The 24,101-nt window shown below is 65.6% G+C and carries 24 protein-coding genes; 13 read left to right on the top strand and 11 right to left on the bottom strand.

Annotated elements, in window-relative coordinates:
- Positions 1–99 precede the first annotated feature (99 nt).
- Together G3545_RS01460 and G3545_RS01455 are read right to left on the bottom strand one after the other, a co-directional pair.
- Positions 100–291 carry a hypothetical protein gene (locus G3545_RS01460; RefSeq protein WP_170009175.1) on the bottom strand — a complete coding sequence of 64 codons (192 nt, stop codon included), beginning with the start codon at positions 289–291 and terminating at the stop codon, positions 100–102.
- A 108-nt stretch (positions 292–399) separates the two neighbouring features.
- Positions 400–1,143: a molybdopterin-binding protein gene (locus tag G3545_RS01455; protein ID WP_170009173.1), complete on the bottom strand. Its 744-nt coding sequence runs from the start codon at positions 1,141–1,143 to the stop codon at positions 400–402.
- Positions 1,144–1,347: 204 nt separating this feature from the next.
- Between G3545_RS01455 and G3545_RS01450 the strand changes: the two genes are divergently transcribed.
- From G3545_RS01450 to G3545_RS01425, 6 genes are all read left to right on the top strand, one after another.
- Entirely contained in the window at positions 1,348–2,769 is a 1,422-nt protein-coding gene (locus G3545_RS01450; RefSeq protein WP_170009171.1) for a circularly permuted type 2 ATP-grasp protein, read from the top strand.
- Between the two features lie 142 nt (positions 2,770–2,911).
- Positions 2,912–3,535 (top strand): LysE family translocator, encoded by a 624-nt coding sequence (locus G3545_RS01445; protein WP_170009169.1) that lies wholly within the window; start codon positions 2,912–2,914, stop codon positions 3,533–3,535.
- 9 nt (positions 3,536–3,544) lie between these two features.
- Positions 3,545–4,489 (top strand): alpha-E domain-containing protein, encoded by a 945-nt coding sequence (locus G3545_RS01440; protein WP_170009167.1) that lies wholly within the window; start codon positions 3,545–3,547, stop codon positions 4,487–4,489.
- A gap of 21 nt (positions 4,490–4,510) precedes the next feature.
- Positions 4,511–5,347 (top strand): transglutaminase family protein, encoded by an 837-nt coding sequence (locus G3545_RS01435; protein WP_170009165.1) that lies wholly within the window; start codon positions 4,511–4,513, stop codon positions 5,345–5,347.
- 423 nt (positions 5,348–5,770) lie between these two features.
- On the top strand, positions 5,771–6,517 hold the full coding sequence (locus tag G3545_RS29550) for a DUF930 domain-containing protein (RefSeq protein ID WP_246702643.1): 747 nt from the start codon (positions 5,771–5,773) through the stop codon (positions 6,515–6,517).
- 132 nt (positions 6,518–6,649) lie between these two features.
- On the top strand, positions 6,650–7,396 hold the full coding sequence (locus G3545_RS01425; protein ID WP_170009163.1) for a peptidase: 747 nt from the start codon (positions 6,650–6,652) through the stop codon (positions 7,394–7,396).
- A gap of 63 nt (positions 7,397–7,459) precedes the next feature.
- Here the strand turns inward: G3545_RS01425 and G3545_RS01420 are convergent, their stop codons facing one another.
- Positions 7,460–7,666, bottom strand: a complete 207-nt coding sequence (locus tag G3545_RS01420; protein WP_170009161.1) for a hypothetical protein — start codon at positions 7,664–7,666, stop codon at positions 7,460–7,462.
- A 26-nt stretch (positions 7,667–7,692) separates the two neighbouring features.
- Here G3545_RS01420 and G3545_RS01415 point away from each other — a divergent pair, with 26 nt between their 5' ends.
- Positions 7,693–8,442 carry an SDR family oxidoreductase gene (locus G3545_RS01415; RefSeq protein ID WP_170009159.1) on the top strand — a complete coding sequence of 250 codons (750 nt, stop codon included), beginning with the start codon at positions 7,693–7,695 and terminating at the stop codon, positions 8,440–8,442.
- A 182-nt stretch (positions 8,443–8,624) separates the two neighbouring features.
- Here G3545_RS01415 and G3545_RS01410 read toward each other — a convergent pair whose 3' ends face one another.
- From G3545_RS01410 to G3545_RS01400, 3 genes are all read right to left on the bottom strand, one after another.
- Positions 8,625–9,227 (bottom strand): exopolysaccharide biosynthesis protein, encoded by a 603-nt coding sequence (locus G3545_RS01410; protein WP_170009157.1) that lies wholly within the window; start codon positions 9,225–9,227, stop codon positions 8,625–8,627.
- 308 nt (positions 9,228–9,535) lie between these two features.
- The gene (locus G3545_RS01405) at positions 9,536–9,820 is read right to left on the bottom strand and encodes an usg protein (protein WP_170009154.1); all 285 of its coding nucleotides are present in this window, start codon (positions 9,818–9,820) and stop codon (positions 9,536–9,538) included.
- A 169-nt stretch (positions 9,821–9,989) separates the two neighbouring features.
- Positions 9,990–10,478 (bottom strand): hypothetical protein, encoded by a 489-nt coding sequence (locus G3545_RS01400; protein WP_170009152.1) that lies wholly within the window; start codon positions 10,476–10,478, stop codon positions 9,990–9,992.
- 312 nt (positions 10,479–10,790) lie between these two features.
- On the opposite strand from G3545_RS01400, the gene groES reads away from it, so the two are divergent.
- The gene (groES, locus tag G3545_RS01395; RefSeq protein WP_170009150.1) at positions 10,791–11,105 is read left to right on the top strand and encodes a co-chaperone GroES; all 315 of its coding nucleotides are present in this window, start codon (positions 10,791–10,793) and stop codon (positions 11,103–11,105) included.
- A gap of 63 nt (positions 11,106–11,168) precedes the next feature.
- Entirely contained in the window at positions 11,169–12,809 is a 1,641-nt protein-coding gene (gene groL, locus G3545_RS01390; protein WP_170009148.1) for a chaperonin GroEL, read from the top strand.
- Between the two features lie 176 nt (positions 12,810–12,985).
- On the opposite strand, the gene G3545_RS01385 is transcribed toward groL, so the two are convergent.
- From G3545_RS01385 to G3545_RS01370, 4 genes are read right to left on the bottom strand one after another with little or no spacing between them, the layout of a single operon-like run.
- Positions 12,986–14,131, bottom strand: a complete 1,146-nt coding sequence (locus G3545_RS01385; RefSeq protein ID WP_170009146.1) for an ABC transporter permease — start codon at positions 14,129–14,131, stop codon at positions 12,986–12,988.
- Positions 14,128–15,063 carry an ABC transporter ATP-binding protein gene (locus G3545_RS01380; RefSeq protein ID WP_170009144.1) on the bottom strand — a complete coding sequence of 312 codons (936 nt, stop codon included), beginning with the start codon at positions 15,061–15,063 and terminating at the stop codon, positions 14,128–14,130. The genes G3545_RS01385 and G3545_RS01380 overlap by 4 nt, the downstream gene beginning before the upstream one ends.
- Positions 15,060–16,025, bottom strand: a complete 966-nt coding sequence (locus G3545_RS01375) for an HlyD family efflux transporter periplasmic adaptor subunit (RefSeq protein WP_170009142.1) — start codon at positions 16,023–16,025, stop codon at positions 15,060–15,062. Before G3545_RS01375 ends, G3545_RS01380 begins: the two co-directional genes overlap by 4 nt.
- The gene (locus G3545_RS01370) at positions 16,022–16,714 is read right to left on the bottom strand and encodes a TetR/AcrR family transcriptional regulator (RefSeq protein ID WP_170009140.1); all 693 of its coding nucleotides are present in this window, start codon (positions 16,712–16,714) and stop codon (positions 16,022–16,024) included. The genes G3545_RS01375 and G3545_RS01370 overlap by 4 nt, the downstream gene beginning before the upstream one ends.
- A 176-nt stretch (positions 16,715–16,890) precedes the next feature.
- Here G3545_RS01370 and G3545_RS01365 point away from each other — a divergent pair, with 176 nt between their 5' ends.
- From G3545_RS01365 to G3545_RS01355, 3 genes are all read left to right on the top strand, one after another.
- Entirely contained in the window at positions 16,891–17,406 is a 516-nt protein-coding gene (locus tag G3545_RS01365; RefSeq protein WP_170009138.1) for a hypothetical protein, read from the top strand.
- A gap of 222 nt (positions 17,407–17,628) precedes the next feature.
- The gene (locus tag G3545_RS01360; RefSeq protein WP_170009137.1) at positions 17,629–18,654 is read left to right on the top strand and encodes an extracellular solute-binding protein; all 1,026 of its coding nucleotides are present in this window, start codon (positions 17,629–17,631) and stop codon (positions 18,652–18,654) included.
- 10 nt (positions 18,655–18,664) lie between these two features.
- The gene (locus G3545_RS01355) at positions 18,665–20,218 is read left to right on the top strand and encodes an iron ABC transporter permease (protein WP_170009136.1); all 1,554 of its coding nucleotides are present in this window, start codon (positions 18,665–18,667) and stop codon (positions 20,216–20,218) included.
- Positions 20,219–20,425: 207 nt separating this feature from the next.
- Here G3545_RS01355 and G3545_RS01350 read toward each other — a convergent pair whose 3' ends face one another.
- Positions 20,426–22,639 carry an esterase-like activity of phytase family protein gene (locus G3545_RS01350; RefSeq protein ID WP_170009135.1) on the bottom strand — a complete coding sequence of 738 codons (2,214 nt, stop codon included), beginning with the start codon at positions 22,637–22,639 and terminating at the stop codon, positions 20,426–20,428.
- A 309-nt stretch (positions 22,640–22,948) separates the two neighbouring features.
- Between G3545_RS01350 and G3545_RS01345 the strand changes: the two genes are divergently transcribed.
- Complete coding sequence (locus tag G3545_RS01345) at positions 22,949–24,076, top strand: TRAP transporter substrate-binding protein (protein ID WP_170009134.1); 1,128 nt, start codon at positions 22,949–22,951, stop codon at positions 24,074–24,076.
- The last annotated feature ends 25 nt before the right edge of the window (positions 24,077–24,101 follow it).

Genomic DNA, 24,101 nt, shown 5'->3' with positions numbered 1-24,101 from the left:
CTCGGCGCCGGATCCGCCGGGCCGTGCGGCGATCAATAGCCGGTGCCGCCGCTGCGCTCCAGAGGCACGCGTCGATACCCCCATCGTCCTGCGTCACGGCTAGTCACCAGGATGGATGTAATCGTGCGCGAGGCACATGCGACGGATGATGGCCCGCAACGGGGCTTTCGCCTCGCCACGCTCGGCAGCGGCAAGGTCACGCCGGCGCGCAGCAATGCGGGCCTCCACCAAGGCATCGAGGGAAGCGGCGAGCGCGGAGGCGGCGATGGGACGTCTGGAACTCTCGGGCATGATCGGCTCCCTTCCGAAGATGGTGCCAACCTCTAACGCCTGCCCGCCCCGGTGGCTGTGACCGCGATCACGCTCCGGCGGAATCCGCGATCAGCCCCGGCCCGCAGGTCAGCGCCGTGGCAGCGCCGCCAGCATCTCCTTCACCGCCGCCAGCGCCGCGGCGAGCTTGCCCTCGTCACGAGCCCGCACCACGAGATTGGCGTTAGGCCGCCCCTCCTCGTCCTGGAACGGATAGCTGCCGATCGACACCTCCGGATGCGCCGCCGCGATGGCGGCGAGCGGGCCGCCAATGTCGCCTTCCTTGGCGTCGGCCCGCACCGTCTCTGCGAGCATGCGCACCCCGGTCTTCAGCTTCGGAGCCACCTCGTCGAGCATGGCCTGCATGATGGTCGGCACCCCGGCCATGACGATGACATTGCCGATCCAGAAGCCCGGCGCCTTCGACACCTTGTTCGCCACCAGCTCGGCGCCGGCCGGGATGCGGGCCATGCGCAGGCGCGCCTCGTTGAGGTCGGCCTCGGGAATGCGCTCCAGCAGCATGGCGCGGGCGCGCGGATCGACATCGATTGAGACGCCGAACGCCTTGGCCACCGAATCCGCGGTGATGTCGTCATGCGTCGGCCCGATGCCGCCGGTCGTGAAGACATAAGTATAACGCGCGCGCATGGCGTTCAGCGCGGCGACGATCTCGTCCTCGATGTCCGGCACCACCCGGACCTCGGAGAGATCGATGCCGATCGCGGTGAGATACTCGGCGATGTAGCCGATGTTCCTGTCCTTGGTCCGCCCGGAGAGGATCTCGTCCCCGATCACCAGCAGCGCGGCGCTCACCAGCTTGGTCGTATCGTTCATGCGATTCCCTCCCCCTCATCCGTCGCCTACCCATTCCCACCGCCGCAAATGAACGCAAGCCGCGCAGCAAGCAAGGGCAACCCGCCTCACAAATGGGCAATCAGTGGTCTGCACCGCGAATATCGTTCCCCACGCCGGCCTGCCTCTTCCGCTGGCACGCGGTTTGTAGCTAACTAGCTGGCGCTGGGGAGTAGATGTGCACCGATGACCGTCGCGTTCGACGAAATGACCAATACGGACGGTTCCATCCGTTCCGCCTATGCCGCCCTCTCGCGCTGGCTTCGTGATGTCCCGCCCGACGTGCTCGACTATCGCCGCAAGGAGGCGGAGTTCATCTTCCGCCGCATCGGCATCACCTTCGCGGTCTATGGCGACACCGACGCGCAGGAACGGCTGATCCCGTTCGACATCATCCCGCGCATCCTCACCAGTGAGGAATGGAAGCGCCTGTCGCGGGGCCTCGAGCAGCGCACCAAGGCGCTGAACCTCTACATCAAGGACGTCTATTCCAAGCGCGAGATCCTGAAAGCCGGGATCGTTCCGGAGGATCTGGTCTACCAGAACCCGGTGTTCCGCCCGGAGATGAACGGCCAGAAGGTGCCGCACGATCTCTATGTGCACATAGCCGGCATCGATGTGGTGCGCATCGACGCCGAGACCTTCTATGTGCTGGAAGACAATGCCCGCACCCCCTCCGGCGTCTCCTACATGCTGGAGAACCGCGAGATCATGATGCGGCTGTTCCCCGAGCTGTTCGCGGACAACCGCGTGGCGCCGGTGGAGAACTACACCGACGAATTGCTGGCGACACTGAAATCGCTCGCCCCGGTGACCGCGACCTCCGACCCGAATGTCGTGGTGCTCACCCCGGGCATCTATAATTCGGCCTATTACGAGCACTCCTTCCTCGCCGACAAGCTCGGCGTCGAACTGGTGGAAGGGCGCGACCTCTTCATCCGCAACGATGTCGTCTACATGCGCACCACCGAGGGGCCGAAGCGCGTCGACGTCATCTATCGCCGCCTCGATGATGATTTCATCGATCCCCTCGCCTTCCGCCCGGACAGCGTGCTCGGCGTGCCCGGCCTGATGAGCGCCTATCATGCCGGCAATGTCACGCTGACCAATGCGGTCGGCACCGGCGTCGCCGACGACAAGGCGGTCTACAGCTACATGCCGGAGATCGTGCGCTTCTATCTCGGCGAGGAGCCCCTCTTGAAGAACGTGCCGACCTGGCGCTGCCGCGAGGCCGACCATCTGAAGTATGTGCTCGACCATCTGGACGAGCTGGTGGTGAAGGAAGTCCACGGCTCCGGCGGCTACGGCATGCTGATCGGCCCGCGCGCGGACAAGGCACAGATCGAGCTGTTCCGCGCCAAGCTGAAGCAGGATCCGAGCAACTTCATCGCCCAGCCGACGCTGGCTCTCTCCACCTGCCCGACCTTCGTCGAGGAAGGCATCGCGCCGCGCCATGTCGACCTGCGCCCCTTCGTGCTGACGGGGCGCGACCGCGTGCGCATCGTGCCGGGTGGACTGACGCGGGTGGCGCTGGAGGCGGGATCGCTGGTGGTCAATTCGAGCCAGGGCGGTGGGACCAAGGACACCTGGGTGCTGGAGGAGAGTTAGACGAGCAGGACCACGTCATCCTGAGGTGCCCGGCGCAGCCGGGCCTCGAAGGATACCCACCCCGGATGAGCATCCTTCGAGGTTCGCTTCGCTCGCACCTCAGGATGACGGTGCTCTCCGGTAGAAAATGAGGGGGTAAACAATGCCGATCGAAACCTGGCTGGCCTTCGTCGCCGCCTCCGCCGTGCTGCTGCTGATCCCCGGCCCGACCATCCTTCTGGTGGTCTCGTACGCGCTCGGCCAGGGCCGCCGCGTCGCGCTGCCGGTAGCGACCGGGGTCGCGCTCGGCGACTTCACCGCGATGACGCTCTCCATGCTTGGCCTCGGGGCGCTGCTCGCCGCCTCAGCCACGCTGTTCACCGTGCTGAAATGGGCCGGCGCGCTCTACCTTATCTGGCTCGGCATCAAGCTGTGGCGCGCTGCCGGCACCGGCGCCATCCCCGAGGCGCGGGCCGACGGCTCACCCCTGAAGATGATGGCGCATGCCTGGCTGGTCACCGCGCTGAACCCGAAGAGCCTCACCTTCTTCGTCGCCTTCCTGCCGCAGTTCCTCGATCCCGCGGGTGACTGGCTGACGCAGATGGCGATCTTCGAGGCGACCTTCCTGACGCTGGCCGCCGCCAATGCCTTTGGCTACGCGCTGGTCGCCGGCCGGCTGCGCGGCGCCATTGGCAGCCCGCGCATCATCGCCGCCATCAACCGCACCGGCGGCACCCTCCTGATCGGCGCTGGGCTTGCCACCCTCGCCTGGCGCAACGCGAAATAGAAGCGAGCCATGCTGTCACGCACCGCCGACAACCTCTACTGGCTGGCCCGCTACATGGAGCGGGCGGAATGCCTCGCCCGCATCCTCGACGTCACCCAGCGCCTCGCCCAATTGCCGGCGGCCTATGGTGGCTCGACAAATGAATGGACCTCGGCGCTGCTCACCGCCGGCTGTGAGGACCTCTTCAGCCAGGTCCACGGCGACGAGGTGAATGAGAAGAACGTCGTCTCCTTCCTCGCCTTCGCGCCTGAAAATCCCTCCTCGATCCGCAACTGCTTCGAGATTGCCCGCACCAATGCGCGCTCGGTGCGCACCGCGCTGACCATGGAAATGTGGGAGACCATCAACTCCGCCTGGCTGGAGCTGAAGCGCTATTCCACCAAGAACATGACGCGCGAGGAACTGGCGCGCTTCCTCACCTTCGTGAAGGAGACCTCGCTGCGCTTCGACGGCGCCGCCTACCGCACCATGCTGCGCAACGACGCCTTCTGGTTCGCCCGCATCGGCATGTATGTCGAGCGTGCCGACAACACCGCGCGCATCCTCGATGTGAAGTACCATGTGCTGCTGCCGGAATCCGAGCATGTCGGCGGGCCGCTCGATTACTTCCAATGGGCCTCGATCCTGCGCTCGGTCTCGGCGCTGACCTCGTTCCACTGGGTCTATCGCGAGAGCGTGAAGCCCTGGCTGGTGGCGGACCTCTTGATCCTGAACGCGCAGATGCCGCGCTCATTGACCAGTTGCTACCAGAACATCTCGCGCTATCTCGATGATATCGCCGCATATTATGGCCGGCAAGGCACCTCCCAGCGGCTTGCCCGGTCGAACCTTACCCGGCTCGGTAACAGCCGCATGGACGAGATCTTCCAGATGGGCCTGCACCAATATATCGACGCCTTCATCAATGATAATAATCGGCTCGGCGGCAGCATCACCGAGCAGTATCTGGTCTGATTTCAGGTTACGGTCCTGCGCATGCGCATCCATGTGAATCACGCGACCGTCTATCGCTACGATCCGCCGGCCAACGGCGCGATCCAGATCCTGCGCCTCACCCCGCGCAGCCATGACGGGCAATATGTCGTGTCCTGGCGCATCGACGTCTCGGAAAGCTGCCGGCTCGCGGCGCACGAGGACGCCTTCGGCAACCTCACCCACACCTTCGCCGTCGATGGCCCGCTGACCGAACTGCGCGTCACCGTCGAGGGCGAGGTGGAGACGCAGGACACCGCCGGCGTGGTGCGCGGCATGGTCGAGCGCTTTCCGCCCTCGCTCTACATGCGCTCGACCGAACTCACCGAGGCCGACGAGGCGATCCGCGCTTTCGCTGATGCGGCCGTCGCCGGCGTCAATGATCCGCTGGCCAAGCTTCATGCGCTGATGGCCGAGCTCCACGAAGGCTTGACCTACGACCCCGACCCGACCCATGCCTCGACCACGGCGAAGCAGGCGTTCGAGCTGAAGCGCGGCGTGTGCCAGGACTTCGCGCACATCATGGTCGCCGGGGCCCGCCACCTCGGCATTCCCGCGCGCTATGTCAGCGGCTATCTGGTCGGCGATGGTGCCGCGCCCGGTCAACATGCCGGCCACCAGGCGGGCCATGCCTGGGCCGAAACCTATGTCGAGGGCTTCGGCTGGATCGGTTTCGACGCCGCCAACAAATTGTGCCCCACCGAAGCCTATGTGCGGCTCGCGGTCGGCCTCGACTATCTCGGCGCCGCCCCGGTACGCGGCAATCGCTATGGCGGCGGCGAGGAAAATCTCACGGTCGCGATCACCGTGGACCAGTCCAGCCGCCAGGTTCAGGGTTAGTTTTTCAGGCATCCAACTACCAGAAATGGTAATTGGATGTAGCAGATTGGGTGCTCTGACACCGATTCCGACTGAGTAGTATTTCAATACTTATAGGCGCACCAACGATATCCCGGTTGCTGTGTCCTCGATGCATCAGCCGGGCGCACTCCCGTGCGTTATTCTGCTGGCACTGGGTTGGGAGAACGCCATGAACCCAGGCAATTGCCTCGCGGTCGCGCTCGCCCCGTCCTCCTCATCGCCGGTCCTGCGGTGGCTGCAGCGCCGATTGAGTTACAGATTCTGACCGTCCACCTTCGAGCGGACCCTGCCCGCTCCTGGGGCCGCCTCATGCGGCCCCTTTTTTCTTTTGATGGGCGTTCGCGCGCCACGCCGCTAAACTCCGGTCGCGGCCGTCGGGCGCCGCGTGCCTCCATTGGAACCGTGAACGCGACGACGACCCTCGCCCCTCCCATCCCCGACATCACGCTCCGCCTGGGGCGCGTCGAGGGCGCGCCGGACAAGGCGCTGCTGATAGCGCTCATCGTCGCCCTCGCCTTGCATCTCGCCATCTTCGCCTGGCTGTTCGAACAGCCGCAGCCAGCGCCGCAGCCGGGCCTGCCCTCCGACGCCATCGCGGTGGAGATACTGCCGCCTTCCGAACTGCCACAGGCAGCACCCACGCCCCAGCCCCAGCCCCAGCCGACGCCCCAAATCACGCCCGAGGCCGTGCTTCCCGGGCCACCGGCCACCGCCGCCCCTCCCTCACAGCGTACGTCACGCCCTGCGCCCCCGCCGGAACCGGATATGATCCGCCCGTCCGTGATGCTGTCGGCACGGAACCTCGCATCCGCCAGCAGCCGGCAGGCGCGGCTCGCCATGCGCACGCTGTCCGACGACACCCGCATCGAGCAACTGTGCGGGCTGGAGGCGATGGAGCAGGTCCATGCCTGGCGCCACGAACTTCAGCCCGATCGTCTGGTCGCCTATGCGATGGGCGAGCCGAAGACCATTACCGGCGGCATCGAGGCCGACGGCGCCGCGTTCCGCAATCATTCCAGCTGGTACCGCATCAGGTTCCGCTGCGAGCTCACGCCGGATCGGGAGAAGGTCGCCACCTTCGCCTTCGCGGTCGGCGATCCGATACCCCGCGACGAATGGGAGGAGCACGGCCTGCCGGCGGTACATTGATTTCCATGCATCGGGTGTTGCCGCTGCGAGACTCGCCGCGCGCCCGTATGCAATTCTGGCGCAACTTGGTTGCCCGCGTGGAAACCACGTCGCTATAACGGCGCCGGGAAGCGTGGACTGGGGCGTGCATCTATGACTTATTGTTGCGGAATTCTCGTTCGCGACGGACTCGTGATGATGGCGGACACCCGCACCAATGCGGGTCTCGACAACGTGTCGACGTTCCGCAAGCTGAATGTCTTCGAGGAACCCGGCCGGCATGTGATGGCGCTCGCCACCGCCGGCAATCTCTCCATTTCACAGGCGGTGATCTCGACCCTGCAGGAAGGGATGAAGAATCCCGAGACTGGCCGCAAGGAAACGCTGATCGAGGCCACCAGCATGTTCCGCGGGGCGGAGATGGTGGGGCGCGCCATACGCCACGTCCACGATCTCTATGCGGAGGGCTTGAAGGAGCAGGATATCAGCTTCTCGGTCTCCTTCCTGTTCGGCGGCCAGGTGAATGGCGGGCGCATGCGGCTGTTCATGATGTATGCCGCCGGCAACTTCATCGAATGCACCAATGACACGCCGTTCCTGCAGATCGGCGAGCACAAATACGGCAAGCCGGTGCTGGACCGGTCCGTCTCCTACGACATGGACCTTTATGACGCGCTGAAATCCGGCCTGATCTCGATGGATTCGACCATGCGCTCCAACATCGGCGTCGGCATGCCGCTGGACGTGCTGATCGCCCGCCGCGACGCCGGCAATGCCGAACTCAATTTCCGCATCGAGCCGGGCGAGCCCTATTTCCACGATCTGCGCGAGCGATGGTCGGCTGCGTTGCGCGCCGCCCATATGGGTATTCCCCGCCCGCCCTATGGACGTACCCGGTAAAACGCAGAGAGCCGAAGACGACATCTAGTCGTCTTCGGCTCTCTCCTCGATCATCATGTCTACTCAGTCGCCCATCATCAGGTGAGCAGATAGAGCAGGATGATGATCGGAATCGGAATACCAATGAGCCACATAAGAACAGCGGGCATTTGCCTTCCCTTTCATCGCTTGCGCAAATTCCAGATGCTCCGTCAACGCTAAAGATCGATGTAGGTTCCCGACCGTTACGATAAGAGGCGCGAGCTTGCCGGTCTTGCTGGCCTCGTCCATGGTCGCGCCCGCAGGAGGAAATCCCGATGAGTGAGAACAGGAAGATCGCCCTCGTCACCGGCGCCGGCACCGGCATCGGCAAGGCGGCAGCACAGGCGCTCAGCGAAGCCGGCTTCACGCTGGTGCTGAGCGGGCGGCGACGCGAGCCGCTGGAAGCGGTGGCCGCCCACCTTGCCGGCGCCAGCCTGGTGGTGCCGGCGGACGTGTCGCAGCCGGAATCGGTCGCCGCGCTGTTCGGAGACATCGCCGACACCTATGGCCGGCTCGACGTGCTGTTCAACAATGCCGGCGGCTGGTCGCCCGCGGCCCCGCTCGAGGACATCACGTTCGAGCAATGGCAGCACGTGGTGAATGTGAATCTTTCCGGCGTGTTCCTCTGCACGCAGGCCGCCATTCGCATGATGAAGGCGCAATCGCCCAAAGGCGGCCGCATCATCAATAATGGCTCGATCTCGGCGCACGCGCCGCGCCCGCTCACCGGGCCCTACACCGCGACCAAGCACGCGGTCTCCGGCCTCACCAAGCAGGTCGCGCTGGAAGGGCGCGCGCATTCCATCGCCTGCGGCCAGATCGACATCGGCAATGCCGACACCGACATGGCGGCCAAGATGAAGACCGGCATCCTGCAGCCAAACGGGCAGATCGCCATCGAACCGACCTTCGATCCCGCCCATGCCGGCAAGGCGGTGGCCTATATGGCGAGCCTGCCGCTCGATGCCAATGTGCTGTTCATGACCATCATGGCGACCAACGCACCCTTCGTCGGGCGCGGGTGAGCCGCCCCAGGAGATCGCCCAAATGGCGACGTCATCCTGAGGTGCGAGCACCAGCGAGCCTCGAAGGATGGTCACGCAGAGCGACCGTCACGGATGACGAGCATCCTTCGAGACTCGGGCGCTGCCCGAGCACCTCAGGATGACGTGGCTCTGGTATCGAAGCGAAGTTGCCGGCCAGCGTTTCAGAAGATGGCCAGCGCGCCCTGGAACAGCAGCCAGCTCAGGAAGCCCATCACGCCGAGGCTGATGAGCGTGGCGACGATGCCGGCGATGATGAAGGCGCCGTCGCGCTCGACCAGGCCGAGGCCGAGAATGCAGACCGCGACACCCGGCGGCAGGTTGCCGAAGATCGGGATGGGCAGCATCAGTTCGAGGCCGAGCACCACGACCAGCAGGCCGATGACGCGCCGCGCCGTCGGCCCGGTGAACAGAACCTGCCGGGGCCGCGAATAGGCCTCGAAGCGCTGCACCCAGGGCAGCGCACGGCCGATGATCCGCTCCAGCAGGTCGCGCGAGAAACTGCGGGCGGCGAGCCAGCCCGGCAGCCACAGTTCGTCGCGGCCCATCGCCATCTGCACGCCGACCAGGCAGAGGATGACGCCGCAAATGACCGGGATGCCCGGCGGCATCGGCAGGCAATTCGGGATACCAAACAACAGGATGGTGAGGCCGAAGGCGCGGTTGCGCAAGGCATGGACCAACTCGCCGAGCTCGATCCGGTCCGCCGAATGGGCGGTGACGAGCGCCGACAAGAGTTCCGAGGTACGCGGCGAACGATGGTCCACGGAAGCTTCCAAGATGCCTCGATCAAGCGGCGGGAGCCGGTCGGCATCCCGTTACGCCGCCCCCTATAGCACGGCGAAAGCGGCAGGGTGAGGGCATCTCAAAAATCAGTTGACGGTGCGAATTCCGTAATTTTCTCGAATCATCACATTGCGCTGGCGCGTCGTCTGACGGCAGACAGATTCCACGAGTGTTGCTTCAGCAAGCCCGAGGGCAGGCTCCGGCGCAACCATAGAGCCGGGATCACTCCCAATGTTTGCGCGATCCCGGATCGGCCTGCGGCCGTCCGGGATGACGATGGCGGCTCGCTCTAATTGAGCTGGTAGACGCCGCCGACCGCCCGCAGCTCCGCCGGCTTGATCAGCCTGGCATGTGCCACGGTGACGGAATGCAGCGGCCCTTCCAGCTCGCGCGTCCAGAATTCGAGGAACTTGTTCAGTTCGGGAAAGTGCGGGCAGAGATCATAGTGCTGCCAGAGATAGGTTTGCAGCAGCGCCGGGTGGTCCGGCATGCGGTAGAAAATCTGGGCCGTGGTGAGCCCATAGCCTGCCAGCTGCTTCACGAAATCCGACGACGCCGACACAGATGAGGCCATCTGGAACCTCCTTATCCGACTCATCAAATTTTGAGAGCCGAACCCGGTTCCAGGCAAGTACAAAAATTAGATTTGCCGTTGAATATCAAGGCACTGGCAGCATATGCAACAGAGTGCTGACAAAGCTTTGCGACGGCGGGCGCGTTTCGCTCCGCCGCCGCTCGGATTGTCAGTTGGCGGGCGCGTAGCGGCCCTTCTTGCCGGCCTCGCAATCCTGGCGCTGATCGTCCTTCGACGGCAGGCCGCCGGGGCCGGCATAATAGTTCACAGTCGTCTCGAGCCCGTCATAGGCGGCGAGCGCCGCACCGGCCTCGTTCATGTTGGCGCGGATCTGGTCGGCCATGTCTTTCGGCATGTTGGCGAAATATTCCGGCGGGATGGACGCGGCGGACGGCGCCGAAAGCTTGGCGCCGACGCATTGCCCCGAGCGCTTGGCTGGACAGGACGCGACCATGCGCGCCTGCGCACCCTCGCCCTCCGAGCCCAGCGAGGAGCAGAAGGACTGCGCCTTGTCGGCGGGCCATTTGGACAGGTCCCAGCATTCATGGATCTTCATCTGCTGGGCGCCCATGGCGGCGGTCAGCTGATAGTCGCAAGAGGCAGCCTGGGCATTGGCGGCGACGAACAGAAAGCTGAAGCTCAAGGCCAGTTTAAGCACGCGGATCTCCTTCCTTCATGGCGCCGACCATGACGGCATCGTGCGCACGCGAATATTTACCGGCGGTGACAGATCGTGGATTTACCGTTCGCAAAGCCGCGCTCGCGCCGGACCCCTCTTCAGATACCGCTTAAGGGACGGCAGACCGGGCTCTTTGGCCTTTGCTGGCACTCCGATGGCGAGACTGCCAGAATTTTCGCCTCCCGCACTTGCGCGGGCGCACGGTGCCGCCTAGATGTCGCCGGCCCGTCACCCATCACGGCGGCGTGACGGCATGAGCCATTGAAATTCAAGACTTTCTGGAGAGATGCGATGAAGTTCCGTCCTCTGCATGACCGGGTCGTGGTCAAGCGCGTCGACGCTGAAGAGAAGACCGCGGGCGGCATCATCATTCCCGATACCGCCAAGGAAAAGCCCCAGCAGGGCGAAGTGGTTGCCGTCGGCCCCGGCGGGCGCGACGAGGCCGGCAAGCTGATCCCGCTGGACGTCAAGGCGGGTGATCGCGTGCTGTTCGGCAAGTGGTCCGGCACCGAGGTGAAGCTCGACGGCGTCGAATACCTCATCATGAAGGAAGCGGACATTCTCGGCGTGCTCGCCGTCACCGCTTCGGCCAAAAAGGCCGCGTGAATTCAGGCAGCGTGATCCGCGAGGCCGCGATCACGCCATCCGACAATCTCGGGAGACAGATAAATGGCCGCCAAGGACGTTAAGTTTTCTACCGATGCGCGCGACAAGATGCTGCGCGGCGTCGACATCCTCGCCAATGCGGTGAAGGTCACGCTCGGCCCCAAGGGCCGCAACGTCGTCATCGAGAAGAGCTTCGGCGCTCCGCGCATCACCAAGGACGGCGTCACCGTCGCCAAGGAGATCGAGCTCGAGGACAAGTTCGAGAACATGGGCGCGCAGATGGTGCGCGAAGTGGCCTCGCGGACCAACGACCTCGCCGGCGACGGCACCACCACCGCCACCGTGCTCGCCCAGTCCATCGTGAAGGAAGGCGTCAAGTCGGTCGCCGCCGGCATGAACCCGATGGACCTGAAGCGCGGCATCGACCTCGCGGTCGAAGCCATCGTGGCGAACCTCAAGAAGCACGCCAAGAAGGTCACCTCCAACGACGAGATCGCCCAGGTCGGCACCATCTCAGCCAACGGCGATGCCGACATCGGCAAGTTCCTCGCCGAGGCGATGCAGAAGGTCGGCAATGAGGGTGTCATCACCGTCGAGGAAGCCAAGACCGCAGAGACCGAGCTCGACGTCGTCGAGGGCATGCAGTTCGACCGTGGCTATCTCTCGCCCTATTTCGTGACCAACGCCGAGAAGATGCGCGTCGAGTTCGAGGATCCCTACATCCTCATCCACGAGAAGAAGCTCTCCGGCCTCCAGGAACTGCTCCCGGTGCTCGAAGCCGTGGTGCAGACCTCCAAGCCGCTCCTGATCATCGCCGAGGACGTCGAGGGCGAGGCCCTGGCCACGCTGGTCGTCAACAAGCTGCGCGGCGGCCTGAAGGTCGCGGCGGTGAAGGCTCCGGGCTTCGGCGATCGCCGCAAGGCCATGCTGCAGGACATCGCCATCCTCACCGGCGGCGAGGCCATCTCCGAAGACCTCGGCATCAAGCTTGACGCCGTGACCCTGCAGATGCTGGGCCGCGCCAAGAAGGTGGTGATCGAGAAGGAGAACACCACCATCGTCGACGGCGCCGGCAAGAAGGCTGACATCAATGGCCGCATTGCCCAGATCAAGGCGCAGATCGAGGAGACCACCTCGGACTACGACCGCGAGAAGCTCCAGGAGCGTCTGGCCAAGCTCGCCGGCGGCGTCGCGGTGATCCGCGTCGGCGGCGCGACCGAGGTCGAGGTGAAGGAGAAGAAGGATCGCGTCGACGACGCGCTGCACGCCACCCGCGCTGCGGTCGAAGAAGGCATCCTGCCGGGCGGCGGCGTCGCCTTCCTGCGCGCGCTGAAGTCGCTCGAGGGTGTCGTCACCGCCAATGCCGACCAGAAGACCGGTGTCGAGATCGTCCGCAAGGCGCTTCAGTCCCCGGCCCGCCAGATCGCCAGCAATGCCGGCGAAGACGGCTCGCTGATCGTCGGCAAGATCCTGGAGAAGGACACCTACGCCTACGGCTTCAACGCCCAGACCGGCGAATATGTCGACATGTTCAAGGCGGGCGTGATCGATCCGGCCAAGGTGCTGCGCTCCTCGATCCAGAACGCCGCGTCGGTGGCCTCCCTGCTCATCACCACCGAGGCGATGATCGCGGAAGTGCCGAAGAAGGGCTCGGCCGGTCCGGCGATGCCGGGCGGCGGCGGCATGGGCGGCATGGACTTCTGAGGAAGTCTTTTCCGGACTTTATTGAAAGGGCGCGGAGCAATCCGCGCCCTTTTCCTTGGCGCCAGCTTCGAGCCTTTCCCGATCAGATAGAATCATCTGATCGAAGAGGAATCGCTCCAGCGTATTGAATCTAGAGCCCTTTCCGTTCGGATGGTTCCATCCGAACGGAAAGGGCTCTAGTCCAGCGTCTGCCGGAAGCGCCGGACCGCTATGAACATCGCCACCAGCATGATGACGCCGAGCGCGGCAATATCGCGCGCGAGGTCGCCGGCGTCGGCGCCCTTCAGCAAGATGCCACGCACCATGCGCAGATAGTGCGTCAGCGGCAGCGTCTCGGAGATCCATTGCGCCCACACCGGCATGCCGGCAAAGGGGAACATGAAGCCGGATAACAGGATGTTCGGCAGGAAGTACATGAAGCTCATCTGCACCGCTTGCAGCTGGTTCTGCGCCAGCGTCGAGAAGGTGTAGCCGATCGACAAATTGGTGACGATGAACAGCCCGGTGAGACCGGTGAGCAAGGCAAGATTGCCCACCACCGGCACCCCGAAGATGAAGACGCCGGCCGAGAGGATCATGGTGGCCTGGATGGCGCCGACCATGACATAGGGCGCGATCTTGCCGAGCATCACCTCCACCGGGCGAATCGGCATGGCGAGCAGCGTCTCCATCGTGCCGCGCTCGATCTCGCGTGTCACCGAGAGCGCGGTGAAGATCAGCATGGTCATGGTGAGGATGGTGCCGAGCAGGCCTGGCACGATGTTGAGCTGCGTCACCGCCGCCGGATTGTAGCGCGGATGGATGCGGATCTCGAAGGGTGGCGGCGCATCCTCGAGCCCACTGCCCGCAGGCCCGCCCTCGGTGGCGAAGCGCTCGCGCACCGTCGCGCTCTCCACCAATTGGCCGAGCGTCGCGATCGCGCTCCCCGCGGCCACCGGATCGGTGGCGTCCGCCGCCACCAGCATCGCCGGGCTCTCGCCGCGGCGTACCGCCCGCTCGAAGCCGGCCGGGATCTCGACCACGAACAGCACCTCGCCGGAGCGCAGCAGCGCCTCCGCCTCGTGCTCTGTAGTGGGATGCCGGGTGACGGCGAAATATTTGGTGTTCTCCAGCGCCGCCAGGATGGCGCGGGTCAGCGAGGTGTTCTCATAAGCGAGCACGGCGGTGGGCAGATGCCGCGGCTGGGTGTTGATGGCATAGCCGAACAGCACCAGTTGCAGGAGCGGGATCATGATCATGGTGGCGAAGGAGACCCGGTCCCGCAGCAATTGCAGGAACTCCTTGCGCACCATGGCGATGACGCGACGCAGGAAGCCCCTCATCGGAAATTGTCCTTTGAGCGGCCCATCAGGTCGATGAACACGTCTTCCAGCGTCGGCTCGTCGCGCCGGACGCTGAGATCGTTGCGCTCCCGCAAGTGCGCGAGCGTCGCCTCCAGGGCCGCTTCGTCGCGCCCGCCGACATGCACGCTGGCGCCGAACGGCGCCACCATGTCGACGCCTGGCTTGTCCGTCAGTTCCGCTGCAAGCACCGCCGGATCGTTGCCGGAAACGGTGAAGGTGACGAGGCCGGAACCGGCGATCACCTCCTCCACCGTACCCTGCGCCAGCAGGTCGCCATAGGCGATGTATGCGATCTCGTGGCAGCGTTCGGCCTCGTCCATGTAATGGGTCGAGACAAGCACGGTTAGGCCGTCGGCGGAGAGCGCATGGATCTGCGACCAGAAATCGCGGCGCGCCTTGGGATCGACGCCGGCGGTCGGCTCGTCCAGCAGCAGCAATTGCGGCTCCGGCAATATGCAGGCGCCGAGTGCAAGCCGCTGCTTCCAGCCGCCGGAGAGTTCGCCGGCAAGCTGGCGATCACGGCCCTCGAGGCCGAGGCGAACCACCGCGGCCTTCGCCGCCTTCTCGGGCTCCGGCACCCCGTAGATACGCGCGACGAATTCGAGGTTCTCGCGCACCGAGAGATCGCCATAGAGGCTGAAGCGCTGCGTCATGTAGCCGACGTGGCGGCGGATCTCGCGGCCCTGGGTAAGGATGTCCATGCCGAGGCAAGTGCCGCGGCCGGCATCCGGGGTGAGCAGGCCGCACAGCATGCGGATGGTGGTGGTCTTGCCGGAGCCGTTGGGACCGAGGAAGCCGTAGATCTGGCCGCGCTTCACCCGCATGGTGAGGTCCCGTACCACCACGCGATCGCCGAACTTCTTGCTCAGCCCCTCCACCTCGATGGCATATTCGGGGCCGTTGCCGTTCATGGCGCCCCTCCCGGCGCCACTTCCACCGTCACCGGCTGGCCGGGGCGCAGCGCATTGGCATCATCGGGCCGCGCCTCCAGCATGAAGACCAGCTTGGCGCGTTCGTCGAGGCTGTAGATCACCGGCGGCGTATATTCGGCGCTGGCGGCGATGAAGCTGACCGTCGCCGGAATCGGCTTGCTGCAGCCGTCGCAGGTGACGCTCACTTTCGTGCCCATGCGAAAGCGCGGCAGGTCCGGCTCCGGCGCGAAGAAGCGCACCTTTATGAGGTTCGGCGGCAGGATCGACACCACCGGCCGGCCGGCCGGCACCAATTCGCCGGGGCGGAAATAGACGGTCTCGACCGAGCCTTCGACCTTGGCCGCCAGTTTGCGCCGGTCAAGCCGGGTCTGCGCCGCGGCCAGATTTGCCTGCGCCATGCCGACCGCGTGCTCCGCAGCCGCGATCTGCTGGTCGCGCGCGGCGAGATTGCCGACATCGATCTGCCGACGGATCTCGTCTAGCGCCGCCTGGTTCTGGTCGAAGGTGTGCTGGGCGTCATCGAGCGCGGCCTGCGAGCCGACCTTCTTTGCGGTGAGTTCGGCCTGCCGCCCGAGCTCGATACGCGACATGTCGAGCGCGGTGGCGGCGCGCCGCTCGCTCGCCTTCAGCACCGCGATCTCCTCGGGACGCTGCGTGGCGGCCTGCAGATTGTCGAGCTGCGCCTGCGCCTGGGCGAGATTGGCCTTGGCAGAGGCGACATCGGCCTCCTGCATGTCGGCCTCCACCTCGAACAGCTTGTCGCCGGGCTTCACTTGCGCACCTTCATCGACGTAGAGCGCGATGACTCGCCCTGCCTCGTCGGGCCCGACAAAGATCAGGTCGCTCTCGGCATAGCCCTGGAAGCGCGGCGGGCCGCTTTCCCCGCAGGCCGCGAGCGCGAGCGCTGCGGCAATGGCGAGCGCGCGAACCGGCCGCATCATGGCTCCCTCCAGCCGAGGCCGCGCAGCACCAGGTCGACATGCGTCATCAGCATGTCCGAAGTGTCGAGCGGCTCGTTGCGCGCGAACAGGCTCTCCCACATCACGGCGACCAGCAGCGGCGCCATGATGAGCTGGGGAAAGCGCAGACCGGCATCGGAGGTGATTTCGCCGCGCGCCAGTGCGCGCGCATTGATGGAGCGCAATACCGCGATGCCGCGGGAGACAACCTCGCGATAATAGAAGTCGGCGAGTTCCGGAAAGCGTTCGCCCTCCCCCATCATCAGCTTGATGAGGTGGCGGCGGGGCGAGTGCACCGCCTGCGCCGCAAGATGCGCGAACACCGTGGCGAGCAATTCGCGCGTGTTGCCCTCGAAGCTGGCGACGCGCTGTTCGATCACCCCGAGGATCGGGTCGGCGGCGTCGTGGACCAGGCCTTCGAACAGCGCCTTCTTGTCCTCGAAATAGAGATAGAGCGTGCCCTTGGCGACACCGGCGCGCGCGGCGACATCATCCATCCGGGCGCCGGCATAGCCGTTCTCGGCGAACACGATCAATGCCGCGTCGAGGATCCCCCGCCGTCGCGCTTCCGGGGCGAGCCGCCGGGCGCGCGGACGCGACGCCGCCGCCGGCCGTCCGCGTTCGGCAGCCGTGCCGGCCTGGTCTGATCTGGTCGTGCCACGCTTCACCATGCGTCACTCATAATAATGACTGACCAGTCAGTCAACGACTGTTCGAAGGAATGGTTCCACTCCCGCCAGCACCGATGCATCGGATGGCCTATGGTCCGCGTTGAAGCCGCCGGATGGGCGAGACAACGCCCGCCATCGAGGACCGCTCAGGGACGGAACGCTTTGGGAACGCTTCGATGCGCAGACTATTGCTCGCCACCCTTCTTCTCGTCTCGGTCCAGCAAGCGACCGCCCATGCTGGCGGCTGCTTTCGCGCCTGCCTCTCCGAGCGCATTACCAGTTCGGACGACGATGTCGTGATGCGCGACGCCATGCGCGCTTGCCGCGACCAATGCACCCGGGAGGAGACTGCCGCGCTCAAGGCCGAAGGCCTCTATGACGACTACGCGACCTGCAAGCCGCAACCGCTCACGGAGGACGAATTCCGCCGCGTCCGCTCCGCCAATCCGTCCTTCACCGTGCAGATCAATGTGCTGGTGTGGGAGCTGAGCAATCCGCTGCCCGACAAGGTGATCCGTGCCGTCGAAGTCAGCACCCAGAGCATGAGCCTGTCCGACGCCGCCTTCACCACGCGCACCGTCATCCCGCCCCGGCATACCGCCACCATCGTGGTGATGGATTTCTTCGACGGCTATCCCGGCGCACGCTTCGCCAACAAGCTCACCCGCATCGAGGCTTGCCCGGTAAAGTAGGCGTCCTGCTTCACTCTCCTTCGAGGCTCGCTGCGCTCGCACCTCAGTATGAGGCTGTCCTTATAAACACGACCTCATCCTGAGGTGCTCGGCAAAGCCGAGCCTCGAAGGATGCTCACGCAAAGCACCCCCTTCCCCATCGCAAGCATTGACAAGCCGGCCGCGGAGGCGTTTGCCTGCGAGCGAAAATGATCAGGCGATCAATAGCTTAGAGGAATTCCAATGTACCGGACGTCCCGTCGCGCGCTGCTGCGTGCCGGCGCCGCGCTCGGCAGCGCGGTGCTTCTCGGCAAGCCGGCCTTGCTGCGTGCGGCCTCCGCCGAGGAGCTGACCCTCTATAATGGCCAGCACCGCCAGACCACGGACGCCGTGGTCGCCGCCTTCACCAGGAAGACCGGCATCGACGTGCTGGTCCGCAACGGTTCCAGCCCGCAAATCGCCAACCAGTTGCTGGAGGAAGGCGCGCTCTCGCCGGCCGACGTGTTCTATTCCGAAGGCAGCCCACCGGTCGCGGCGCTAGCCAAGCGCGGCATGCTCGCCGCCATCGCGCCCGACACGCTCAATCAGGTGCCGAAGGACTATGTCTCGCCGGAAGGGCTGTGGCTCGGCGTCAGTGCCCGTGCCCGCGTCGTCGCCTTCAATCGCGACCTCGTGAAGGAAGCGGACCTGCCCGCCTCGCTGCTCGGCTTCGCGGATCCGAAATGGAAGGACCGCATCGGCTACGCCCCGACCAGCGATGCCTTCCAGGAGCAGATCGTCGCCATTCTCCGCTTGAGGGGCCGCGACGCCGTGCTCGACTGGCTGAAGGGCATGAAGCAGGTCGGGCGGGTCTACAACAACAATATCGGCGCCATGCAGGCGGTGGAGCGTGCGGAGATCCCCGCCGCGCTCATCAACAACTATTACTGGTTCACGGTGGCCCGCGAGGTCGGCGCCGCCAAGATGCGCTCGTCGCTCCACTATATCCGCCACCAGGATCCCGGCGCGCTCATCACCGTCTCCGCCGCCGGCATGCTGAAAACCGGCCGCAATCCGGAAGCGGCGCAGGCCTTCCTCGCCTTCCTTGTCAGCGCCGAGGGCCAGCAGGTGGTGGTGGATTCCATGGCGGAGTATCCGCTGCGCGCCGGCATCAAGTCGCCCTTCGCGCTGGAGCCCTGGGACAAGCTCGATCCGCCGCCGATCAAGCCGGCCGCCCTTGGCGACGCTTCCGAGGCGATCCCGCTCGCCCGCGAGGCGGGGCTCGCCTGAGCGGAGCGCCATGGATCAAGCGCGTGCAAGGCGACGGGCGCCGCTCTGGCTGCTGCTGGCTGCGGCGATCCCCGTCGCGCTGACGATCCTGCCCGTCATCTATGTGGTGCTGCGCGGCTTCGAGGCGGGGCTCGCCCCGGCCTGGGAAACGCTGGTGCGCCCGCGTACCGCCGAGTTGCTCGGAAATACGCTGGCACTGGCGCTGGCAGTGACATTCGCCTCGACCCTGATCGGCCTCGCCTGCGCCTGGGTGATCGAGCGCTGCGACCTGCCGGGACGGCGCTGGTGGCGCACGCTCGTCTGCCTGCCGCTCGCCGTGCCGGCCTTCGTGTCCAGCTATGCCTGGGCCTCGCTCGGGCCCTCCTTCCAGGCGCTCGGCGGCGCCATACTGATCCTCACGCTCTCGCACTTCCCGCTGATCTATCTGCCCGCGGCCGCCGCGCTGCGCCGCATGGATACGCGGCTGGAGGATGTCGCGCGCTCGCTCGGCGACACCGCGCCCCGTGCCTTCTTCCGGGTGGTGCTGCCGCAGCTTCGCCCTGCGCTCGGCGGCGGCGCGCTGCTGGTGCTGGCGCACATGCTGGCGGAGTTCGGCGCGCTGTCGCTGCTGCGGGTGCAGACCTTCACCACCGCGATCTTTGCCGAGTACGAATTGCAGTTCAACAGCGCCAATGCGGCGCTGCTCTCCGGCATGCTGATGGCGCTCTGCCTGCCGGTGGCGTTCGGCGAGGCCAAGCTGCGCGGCGTCAACCGGCTGTCCCGTACCGATCGCCGCAGCCGCCGCCACCCTCCCCTCAGTCGGCTCGGACTCTGGATGTGGCCGGTGCAGATCGCGCTGGCGGTGCTCAGCGCGGCAGCGCTCGGCGTGCCGCTGTTCATGCTGGCCTATTGGCTGAGCGTCGGCCTCTCCATCGGCGCCGGCGCGGGTGATGTCGGCGCGGCCATGCTCGGCTCGCTGCAGCTCTCCATCGGCGGCGCCGTGGTGACGACGCTGCTCGCTCTGCCGCTGGTGCTGCTCGCCATGCGCCACCACAGCCGGATTGCCCGCCTCGCCGAGCGCCTGCCCTATGTAGTGCACGGCCTGCCGGGGCTGGTGGTGGCGCTGGCGCTCATCTTCGTCGCCATAAGGTGGGTGCCGGTGCTCTACCAGTCGACCATGCTGGTGCTGGTCGCTTATGCCATCCTGTTCCTGCCGCTGGCCCAGTCGGCATTGCGCGCCACCGCCGAACTGGTGCCGCCCGAGCTGGAACAGGCCGCCCGCACCCTCGGCCGCGGCCCGGTCGAGGCCTTCATGGCGGTGACGCTGCCGGCGCTGGCGCCCGGTGTCGGCGCGGCGCTGGCGCTGATCGTGCTTGAACTGATGCGCGAACTCACCGCGACGCTGCTGCTGGCGCCGAACGGCGTGACGACGCTGGCGACCGAGGTCTGGTCCTACACCAATGACGGCTCCTACGCCGCCGCCGCCCCCTTCGCCGCGCTGCTGGTGCTGGTCTCCGGCGTGCCGGTCTACGTCTTCACCATGCGCACGCTGAAGTCCGGCCGGCGGGAGATCGTGGAAGCCTGACCACCCGACGTCATCGCGTTTGTCCGGGTGTCATGCCGGACGGCCGCAGGCCGATCCGGGATCGCAGGGAGGTGCCGAGCGGGACTTCACGCGATCCCGGCTCTCCGCTGCGCTCCGGCCGGGATGACGTCTTATCTTCCAAGAATCGAAATGGCCGGGGACGAGCCCCGGCCATCGCTTCGTTCAGCCAGATACGAGCCTCTCAGCTCACATCTTCACTTCGATCTTGCCGATCTTGATGAACTGCGTCGCGCCGGAGGAGCCGTCGACGCCGTCATTGTCGGTGACGATGTAGCCGTCGCCATTCACGTCGACGGTGAAGCTCTCCACCTTCTCGATGACATAGCCGTGCGGCGCGGCGAGGACGGGGATCAGGTCGCGGACCGTGGTCTTGGTCACCACCGGCGCGTCCTTCTTGTCGAGGCCGACCGGCGTCACGCCCTTCAGCGAGACATAGGTCAGCTTCTTCAGCTTGGCGTTCGAGCCGACCTGGTTGTCGCGCTCGATCAGGATCAGGCCGCCATTGGAGGCGCTGATCTCCGACAGGCCGACCCAGCCCTTGCCGGCGCTATCGAGCGGGTAGCGCACATAGCCCCAGCTCTTGGTCGCCGGCTTGTAGGCCAGCAGCTTCACCTGGCCCTTCGGATCGTCCTTCCACTCGCGCTGCACCGCGAGCCACACGGTCTCGTCGGCGCCGCTGCCGGTCACGGTCACGCCCTCGAAGCCGTAGCGGGTCGCCTGCGCGGCCAGTTCGGCCGGAAGCGTGATCTCTTCCTCGATGGCGCCGGTGGCGGAAACCTTGAGCAGCAGGTTCTGCGTCGGGTTCTCCTTCTTCTCCGGATTGCCTTCGGAAGCGAGCCAGAAGCCGCCGTCGGCACGCACCGCGATGCCCTCGAGGTCGAGACCCTTGGCCGGCTGGCCGTCGCGGGTGACGATGGTGGCGGCGGTGATCTTGGCCGGCAGCGAGGTGGCGTCCACGGTCAGGATGCGGCCCTGCGCATAGGCGCTGTCATTGACGGTGTAGAGCTTGCCCGGGGTCTTGGCATCCGCCGCGAAACCGGAGAGCGCGCTCCACCAGATCGGCAGGCCGTCCGGACCGTCGACCGAAGAGATGGTCGGATAGGCCGGCTTCTCGTTGCCGCGCTTGTAGATGGTGACGACCGAACCGATGCCGCCGTCTTCACGCAGGTCGGTCTCGCTCGCCGTCACGAGCAGGTCGCGCGCGGGGATGGCGAGCAGGCCTTCCGGACCGATGCCGCCCGGCAGCGCCTGCAGGAATTCGGGGGCATTGGCGCCGCCCTTGTCGCGATAGACGAAGACCAGCGAGCCGCGCTCGGAGCCGAGGAATAGCAGCTTGTCGCCGCCGAAGGTCGCGGCTTCCGCGCCCTCCATCTCGATGCCCTTCTTGTTGCGCTTGTCCGGATAGTGGCCGAGGCGCACCGCCATGTGCTCCGGCGCCGAACCGCTCTCGAACAGCACCTTGCCGGTCTTGTCATAGATGGTGAAGCCGCGGGTGCCGCCCTTCCAGTCGCCTTCATTGGCGGTGACGAAGCGGTCATTGTCGATCCAGTGCACCGCGTCCGGCTCGCGCGGGGTTTCCTTCTGCGAGCCCGAGAGATCGATGATGCCGTCCTTCTTGGTATCGACATGATCGAGCGCGGTGGAGCCGGCGGAGAAGTTCGCGACGATCTTGCCGGTGGCGAGATCGGCGACCACGATGTGGTTATTCTCCTGCAGCGTCAGCACGACTTGGTTCAGGCCGTTGATGCTGACATATTCCGGCTCCGGATCTTCCGGAGCGACGGCGGCGATGCCGCTGACGTCGATGATCTTCTTGTCCGCGCAGGCGACCGCGCCGTCCTTCACCGGGAAATAGGTGAGGTTGCCGCCGGGCAGCTGCGGAATGGCGCCCTCGTTGATCTCTTCATCGCGCTCATTCTCGATGGCGATGGCGAGGAAGGAACCGTCGTCGCTGCGGGCGAGCGAATCCGGCTGGCCACCGAGGTCGCAGGTGGCGACCACTTTCTTGGTGGCGAGATCGACCACCGCGAGGTGACCCGAGGGCTTCGCCTTGGATTCGGAGGTGACGACGCCGACGAACGCCTTGTCCTTGATGATGACGGTTGAGGTCGGCTCGCCGCCGAGCGCCACGACGCCGGCCGCCTTCGGCGCCGCCGGGTCGTTGATATCGACGAAGCCGATGCGATTGCCCGGGCTGTCGGTATAGACCAGCGTCTTGCCGTCCTCGCTGGAGGTGATGATTTCGGCGACCGTGCCCTTCTTGGGATCGGCATCGGCCGGCAGGTTGTCGACGACATTGAAGGTGGCGATGCGGTTGAACGCCGGGGTCGTCTGCGCGTGCGCGGCGGAAATGCCGAGCAGCACGGCGAGTGAAACGCCGGAAAGAAGCGTCGGGCGCATGAAATCCCTCCCATGAAAAAGCAGCCATGGCTGCCGGTGCGGCACTTCCACCGCGCTTACGTGACAGACGGATGACATGCCCATGCGGCAACCGGTAACCATAGGAGGCCACGGCCTGCCGCGGCGGCAGCGGCGCGTGCATTTTCCAACGTCTACTACTTTTGTAGAGGCGGATTCGCCCCATACGCGATGTTTTTGGGCTTGCGCTTGACGAAACGGCATCGTCTCCTTCCCCTAGAGACAAGGTGAGTAAATCACCGTCCAACGGGCTACGTCCCGTAGAGGAAAACGCCACAGGAGGAACCATCCATGACCGAAACGTCAGGGAAGCGCGCCGGAGCGCGCACCAGTCGCCGCAATTTCATCGCGACCGCCGCTGCCGCCGCTGCCGGCGCTACCGTCGCCGCCCCCGCCGTTCACGCGCAGGCGCCGATCAAGCTGAAGTTCCAGTCGACCTGGCCGAACAAGGACATCTTCCACGAGTTCGCCGGCGACTACGTCAAGCGGGTCAATGCCATGACCGGCGGGCGCGTCGAGCTCGAAATCCTTGCTGCCGGCTCTGTCGTTCCCGCCTTCCAGATGGCGGACGCGGTTTCGGCCGGCATCCTCGATGGCGGCCACGGCGTCTCCGCCTATTGGTACGGCAAGAACAAGGCCTTCTCGCTGTTCGGAACGGCGCCTGCCTTTGGCTGGGACGCCGACGAACTGCTCGGCTGGGTACGCTATGGCGGCGGCCAGGAGCTCTATGACGACCTGATCACCAATGTGCTGAAGCTCAATGTCGTCGGCATGCTCTACGGGCCGATGCCGACCCAGCCGCTCGGCTGGTTCAAGAAGGACATCAAGAGCGCGGATGATCTCAAGGGGCTGAAGTACCGTACCGTCGGCCTCGGCGCCGATCTCAACAAGGAACTCGGCGCGGCGGTCACCATCATGCCCGGCGGCGAGATCGTCCCGGCGATCGACCGCGGCCTGCTCGACGGCGCGGAGTTCAACAACCCCTCTTCCGACCTGGTGCTTGGCTTCCCGGACGTCTCGAAGATCTACATGATCCAGAGCTACCATCAGGCGCTGGAATGCTTCGAGATCTTGTTCAACAAGACAAAGTTCAGCGGACTGCCGGCGGACGTGCAGGCCATCCTCAAGGCCGCGGGCGATGCGTCGTCCTCTGACATGATGTGGAAGGCGCAGGATCGCTATTCCAAGGACCTCGAGGCCATCAAGGCGCGCGGTGTCAAGGTCATCCCGACGCCGAAGCCGGTGCTGGAAGCACAGCTCGCCGCCTGGGACAAGGTGATCGCCAACCTCTCCGCCGATCCGTTCTTCAAGAAGGTCATCGACAGCCAGAAGGCCTGGGCGCAGCGCGTCGTCGGTTTCCGCCTCCAGTACGAGGTGGATTCCCGCACTGCTTACGATCACTTCTTCAGCAAGGCCTGAGATCAGGCGGGCGCCGCGCAGGCGG

Source organism: Starkeya sp. ORNL1, from assembly GCF_012971745.1.
GTDB lineage: Bacteria > Pseudomonadota > Alphaproteobacteria > Rhizobiales > Xanthobacteraceae > Ancylobacter.
Note: the sequence above shows the minus strand (reverse complement) of the source record. Positions and strands in the feature narration are given on the sequence as shown.

Bases quoted from the DNA above. Each gene is read 5' to 3' on its own strand.
- G3545_RS01460 (WP_170009175.1), bottom strand. From the start codon at position 291: ATGCCCGAGAGTTCCAGACGTCCCATCGCCGCCTCCGCGCTCGCCGCT.
- G3545_RS01455 (WP_170009173.1), bottom strand. From the start codon at position 1,143: ATGAACGATACGACCAAGCTGGTGAGCGCCGCGCTGCTGGTGATCGGG.
- G3545_RS01450 (WP_170009171.1), top strand. From the start codon at position 1,348: ATGACCGTCGCGTTCGACGAAATGACCAATACGGACGGTTCCATCCGT.
- G3545_RS01445 (WP_170009169.1), top strand. From the start codon at position 2,912: ATGCCGATCGAAACCTGGCTGGCCTTCGTCGCCGCCTCCGCCGTGCTG.
- G3545_RS01440 (WP_170009167.1), top strand. From the start codon at position 3,545: ATGCTGTCACGCACCGCCGACAACCTCTACTGGCTGGCCCGCTACATG.
- G3545_RS01435 (WP_170009165.1), top strand. From the start codon at position 4,511: ATGCGCATCCATGTGAATCACGCGACCGTCTATCGCTACGATCCGCCG.
- G3545_RS01425 (WP_170009163.1), top strand. From the start codon at position 6,650: ATGACTTATTGTTGCGGAATTCTCGTTCGCGACGGACTCGTGATGATG.
- G3545_RS01420 (WP_170009161.1), bottom strand. From the start codon at position 7,666: ATGGACGAGGCCAGCAAGACCGGCAAGCTCGCGCCTCTTATCGTAACG.
- G3545_RS01415 (WP_170009159.1), top strand. From the start codon at position 7,693: ATGAGTGAGAACAGGAAGATCGCCCTCGTCACCGGCGCCGGCACCGGC.
- G3545_RS01405 (WP_170009154.1), bottom strand. From the start codon at position 9,820: ATGGCCTCATCTGTGTCGGCGTCGTCGGATTTCGTGAAGCAGCTGGCA.
- groES (WP_170009150.1), top strand. From the start codon at position 10,791: ATGAAGTTCCGTCCTCTGCATGACCGGGTCGTGGTCAAGCGCGTCGAC.
- groL (WP_170009148.1), top strand. From the start codon at position 11,169: ATGGCCGCCAAGGACGTTAAGTTTTCTACCGATGCGCGCGACAAGATG.
- G3545_RS01385 (WP_170009146.1), bottom strand. From the start codon at position 14,131: ATGAGGGGCTTCCTGCGTCGCGTCATCGCCATGGTGCGCAAGGAGTTC.
- G3545_RS01380 (WP_170009144.1), bottom strand. From the start codon at position 15,063: ATGAACGGCAACGGCCCCGAATATGCCATCGAGGTGGAGGGGCTGAGC.
- G3545_RS01375 (WP_170009142.1), bottom strand. From the start codon at position 16,025: ATGATGCGGCCGGTTCGCGCGCTCGCCATTGCCGCAGCGCTCGCGCTC.
- G3545_RS01370 (WP_170009140.1), bottom strand. From the start codon at position 16,714: ATGGTGAAGCGTGGCACGACCAGATCAGACCAGGCCGGCACGGCTGCC.
- G3545_RS01365 (WP_170009138.1), top strand. From the start codon at position 16,891: ATGCGCAGACTATTGCTCGCCACCCTTCTTCTCGTCTCGGTCCAGCAA.
- G3545_RS01360 (WP_170009137.1), top strand. From the start codon at position 17,629: ATGTACCGGACGTCCCGTCGCGCGCTGCTGCGTGCCGGCGCCGCGCTC.
- G3545_RS01355 (WP_170009136.1), top strand. From the start codon at position 18,665: ATGGATCAAGCGCGTGCAAGGCGACGGGCGCCGCTCTGGCTGCTGCTG.
- G3545_RS01350 (WP_170009135.1), bottom strand. From the start codon at position 22,639: ATGCGCCCGACGCTTCTTTCCGGCGTTTCACTCGCCGTGCTGCTCGGC.
- G3545_RS01345 (WP_170009134.1), top strand. From the start codon at position 22,949: ATGACCGAAACGTCAGGGAAGCGCGCCGGAGCGCGCACCAGTCGCCGC.